Here is a 4627-nt window from a genome sequence, read left to right as displayed (position 1 = left end):
CGGGAATGATGTTCAGCCGCCCATGCTGCTCGGGCCGCTCAATGCACAGCGTGGCGCGCTGCTCAATCGCCGAAGAAGAACAGCAGACCAGAAACGCAGCAGCAAATGACGAGAGAAGAAGCGGGCGCATGTCCGATGCTCTCACGCCTACCCAAAGTCCGCAACGGGTCAAAAGCACAGGCTGCCTCTCCTGAGCCTTGCCGAAGCTGCTCGAGAGGCGGCACCGCAGGCACAGGAAATGTAGCTCAGGCGTGTGATCGGCAGCCATCGGGTGTGGAAAACGCCCGTTTCGGGTGTTGTGGAAAACCCCGCCTCCCATTTGCGCAACGCCGCGGCGCGCGGCGCCTGACCCGCGGAAAGCCGCGCTCTTCACCCTTTATTTGTCAATTTCTCCGACACTGTTCGGCATGTCGGACGGCCTTACACTTTCCGCGGCAGCCGGGCGCGCGCGCCCGTGATCCGGCTGTTCAAGCATTATCTCTCTTATGCGGTGCTGCTGCTGGGGACGATCGACTTCGTCATCCTGCTGCTCGCGGCCGAGGCCGGCTGGCTGCTGCGGCTCTGGCAGGTCGGGGTCGACGCCGGCGACAGCGGCTCCTTCAACCTGCGCATGGTAGCCGGCGCATGCGCGCGTTTGTCAAACGGTTTCAGGCGGATGCTTGTCGCTGCATCCAGCGAAGCAGGGCTTCCAACGCCCTGCGCCTCGGGTGCTCGCCGCGATAGACAAAGTAGAAGCCGTAGCCGGGCAGAACGATATCGCTGACTTGCAGCAGGCGGCCATCGTGCAGTTCCCGTGCAACGAGCACGTCACTACACAGCCCAAGACCCTGTCCGGCCAATACCGCGTCGATCCCGTGGTGCTCTTCATGGAATCTCAGTTGCGGTGGCCGGACGGTGCCGCTGATCCGGTGGCCTGCCGCGCGGGCCGCAGTTTCCCAGTTACGCCAAGTGGGCGCATCGACGTCGGTCAGGGGCCAGCCGACTTCGACACGTGGCAGATCGAGGATTGTCTGAGGCTCGATCATGTCGATGCCTCCCTGCAACATCGACGGCGCCATAACGACGTGGAAGGTATCGCGAAGTAGCTCCACCGCGACTCCGTCTGTCGGGGGACGACGTGCATAACGGATCGCAACGTCAACTTCGCCCGTGCGCAGGTCGAGGACCGCATCGGTTCCGACGAGGTCGAGCATCGATCCCGGCGCTTCCTCCCGCCAGCTTCCCAGCCGCGGCAGCAGCCAGCGTGCCGCAAAGGCGCTGGTCGCCGTCACCCGAAGATGGCCGATCGGGTTGCCGGGAATAAGGCGGGCAAGCTCGTCCGCGATGGACACAAAAGCATCCCGGACGACCGGCAGAAGCTGTGCGCCCGCGGTGGTGAGGTGCAGGGGCCGCGGCTGGCGGTGAAAAAGGGGCTGGCCGCAATGACGTTCCAGCAGCCGTATCTGGTGGCTGACCGCGGTGGGCGTGACGGACAGTTCCGCGGCCGCCTTCCCGAAGCTCAGGAGGCGCGCCGCGGCTTCGAAGGCCTGGAGCTGTCGCAAGGGCGGAAGGCTGTGCATTCGTCGATTTCTAGATGAATTGTGCTCATCTTGCCCCGAATTTTTTGCTGTTGCCCCGCATCTCGTCGAAGCCGACCATTCCAGCTTTCGTGAGGGAGATGACCATGCAGGACGGACAATCGGCATCAACCGCCGCGACCATGATCGAACGGTTCGAACGGATCCGACCTCTTCTGACAGAGCAGTCCTGCCGCTTCGACGCGGATCGGAGAGTATCGGACGAGGCCTTTGATGCCTTGAGCAAAGCGGGGTTCTTCCGACTTCTCCTTCCAGCTCAACTGGGCGGATGCGGGCTCTCCCCTCTCGACTTCATGACCGTGGTGGAGCACGCTGCGGCGTTCGACGGGACCATCGGCTGGCTCGTCGGAAATGGGGGCGGCATGTCGCGTGCCGGCGGCTACCTGCCGCTGGACGCCGCGAAGGAGGTATTCGGCAAGCAGTCCGCCTTCGTCGCCTCCAGTACCGCAGCGATCGGCAAGGCGGTCCCAGCCGAGGGTCGATACCGCATCACCGGCCGCTGGACCTTTGGCAGCGGCGCGCCCCACGCCACGACCTTTGCCCCGCTGTGCGAGGTCGACGACGGCAGTGGGCGGATCGTCCTTGCGTTCCTGCCCCGCGAGGCGGTCAATCTGATCGACAATTGGCACGTCTCAGGGATGAAAGGCACAGGAAGCTGGGACTTCGAGGCCCACGACGCGTCCCTGCCAGCCGAATTCGTTTGCGACTTTCAGCCAATTCCTACCCACGCTGGTGTTGTCTATCGCCTTCCGGGAATTTCCGCATTTGTCTGGACAGTCGCCACAGTGCCGCTCGGTATCGCGAAAGGCGCAATTGACGCGCTCGTCTCGTCAAGCTCCGGTCACCGGCGCCAGGGCATGACCGTCCCTCTCGCAGAACGCGAACTGGCTCAGGCAGAGATCGGACGCTGCCTCGCGCGATGCCGGGCGGCCGACGCCTACATGCGGTCAGCCATGTCGGCCTTATGCGCGACCGTGGAAGGCGAGGGCTCTGATCTCGTGGCGGCCCGGATTGATTACCGACTTGCCTGTTCTCACGCCGCTGAAGTCGCCGTGGGCGTCGTCCTACGGGTGAACGATCTGATCGGAGCCCGCGCCCTTGCCGAGGCCCAGCCGTTCGAGAGGCGCGAACGCGACGTTCGCGCAGCCGCCAAGCACATCGCCATGAGCGCTGAGCAGTTTGTGATCGGTGGTCGCTACGCGCTCGGCGGCGATATCAGCGGCGCAGCATTCTAATTATCATGGCGCGCCTATCCTCGCGTGCGCCCCTGTTTCTCGATCAGGTATAGCCTTTGCCTCCGTTCTACTCGCCTGTCTGCCTTCGTCGGGCGCGTTCCCCCAATCCGCACCGTTCGAGCTGGTCTGCGATCTAACCGAGCGCACTTCGATTCGATCGAGCTTCGGCCGGCCATCGGACAACGTGAGCCATCGCCCTCAACGCTACCGGGTCGATCCGCAGGCGCGCGCAGTCACCGCATCCGAACGCGGCAGCTGTAAGGCTCACCGCCCACCGATTAGACCGTCGAGGACCATCCGGGCTGCCTCCCAGTGCCCGTGCGGCCACGAGACGCAGCCGATTAGCGCACCCTTAACCCGGAGGGCTTACGGGTGCCCAGGAACTGAAATGAGCGACCTCGAACACTCAGCCATGCCTGCCGACCGGCAAAGGCGCGCTCCGCGCAAGAACGTATTCATCCTCGTTCAGCTCTTCGGCGATTTCGGGGATACGACCGCGAAGCTGCGCGACCTGTCGAACCGCGGCGCACGGCTGGATTGCCCGATCGCACTGAACGTCGGCGAGACGCTCACGCTGACCCGGGGCGGAATTTCCTTGCCTGCCCGCGTCCGCTGGATGCGGGGGAAGAGCGTCGGGCTGGAGTTCCTCGAAGCCACTCCACCCGAAGCGCTGATTGCGGCGGCTTCCGGTGCGGCGCCGGCCACCGTCGAGGCCGTGCCCGAAGCGTTCCGCCCCGAACCGATGCGCGCCCTCAGCCGAGCGGAAGAACGAAGGCTCGCGCAGATATGGGCTCCAGGCTGAGCCCCCCAGGAGCTGCTGCCCTCGCTGGTCAGCCGATGGACCCGCAAAGCACGGGAAGGCCGGAACGATTGAGGGTTTAGGCGGACGATCGGCGTCGCGACCGGACAGACCCGGGCGCGACCCCGATCGGTATTAGGCCCGGAGCGGTCCTAGCCCCGGCAGGAATCCCGATAGTCGCGGTTTAGGGCCGCGTTCGATCCGGCACGGTCGGAGGCGATGTCGCCCCACGTCCGGCCGCCGAGAAGATGGACATAGAAGGCCCGCGCCTGCCCGAAGCAGGCGTTGGAGCTGGCATTGTCGCTCACCACCGGAGCCGCCCAGGCTGCGCTCGAAATCGCCACCAGGCCGATAACGGCTAGCTTTTTCATCATCTCTCTCCTTGAGTTAGCGCGAGTCGCGCGAGGGCAGTTAACCATAAGCTTGAACCGGCATACAGTAGTTTACCGGTATCTCGTCCCGATTTGACACGCTCTTTGCCGCGAGTCCGCGAGCCTAGATTGGGATCATTGTGCGCTCGCCGCCACGAGCTAGACTGGTGATGGGCGCGTAGCTCAATTAGAGCGGGCCGCAGATTACGGCAGGATGCAGGTGAAACCCCGGCCGCGCCCACCATCCCCTTCGCGTGAAGATTGGGGTCCGCTTTCGGCCCGCTTCAGTTAATCGCTAAGCGACTGGGATGGGCGCAAACCGGACATCGGCCGAACGTCCGCAATGGGTCGAAAAGCCTCCGCTGCCTCTCGTGAGCCTTGCCGAAGCTGCTCCAGAAGCGGCACCGCAGGCACAGAAAATGTAGCTCAGACACTTGGGCGGCGGCCATCGGGTGTGGAAAACGCCCGTTTCGGGTGTTGTGGAAAACCCCGCCTCCCATTTGCGCAACACGGTGAGCGGTCGGTGGCCCGCCATGACGCTGGATTAGCTCAGGACACCCACCGCTCATCCTGAGCAGGGACCGAGCCTGTCGAGGGCCCGTGTCGAAGGGTCTTCACCCTTTCTTTGTCAATTTCTCCGACACT

General features: G+C 64.2%; 4 protein-coding genes. 2 read left to right on the top strand and 2 right to left on the bottom strand.

Going from position 1 to position 4627, the window contains the following annotated elements; all coding sequences use genetic code 11:
- Nucleotides 1-647: 647 nt before the first annotated feature.
- Nucleotides 648-1559 (bottom strand): LysR substrate-binding domain-containing protein, encoded by a 912-nt coding sequence (locus ACT4N8_RS03000; RefSeq protein WP_444856656.1) that lies wholly within the window; start codon nucleotides 1557-1559, stop codon nucleotides 648-650.
- Between the two features lie 98 nt (nucleotides 1560-1657).
- On the opposite strand from ACT4N8_RS03000, the gene ACT4N8_RS02995 reads away from it, so the two are divergent.
- On the top strand, nucleotides 1658-2812 hold the full coding sequence (locus ACT4N8_RS02995; RefSeq protein WP_444856655.1) for an acyl-CoA dehydrogenase family protein: 1155 nt from the start codon (nucleotides 1658-1660) through the stop codon (nucleotides 2810-2812).
- A 388-nt stretch (nucleotides 2813-3200) separates the two neighbouring features.
- The gene (locus tag ACT4N8_RS02990) at nucleotides 3201-3614 is read left to right on the top strand and encodes a PilZ domain-containing protein (protein ID WP_444856654.1); all 414 of its coding nucleotides are present in this window, start codon (nucleotides 3201-3203) and stop codon (nucleotides 3612-3614) included.
- 149 nt (nucleotides 3615-3763) lie between these two features.
- Here the strand turns inward: ACT4N8_RS02990 and ACT4N8_RS02985 are convergent, their stop codons facing one another.
- The gene (locus ACT4N8_RS02985; RefSeq protein ID WP_444856653.1) at nucleotides 3764-3982 is read right to left on the bottom strand and encodes a hypothetical protein; all 219 of its coding nucleotides are present in this window, start codon (nucleotides 3980-3982) and stop codon (nucleotides 3764-3766) included.
- Nucleotides 3983-4627 lie beyond the last annotated feature (645 nt).

Source organism: Sphingosinicella sp., assembly GCF_052387495.1.
Classification (GTDB): domain Bacteria; phylum Pseudomonadota; class Alphaproteobacteria; order Sphingomonadales; family Sphingomonadaceae; genus Allosphingosinicella.
The sequence above is the reverse complement of the archived record's forward strand: the minus strand, read 5'-3'. Positions and strand labels throughout refer to the sequence as shown.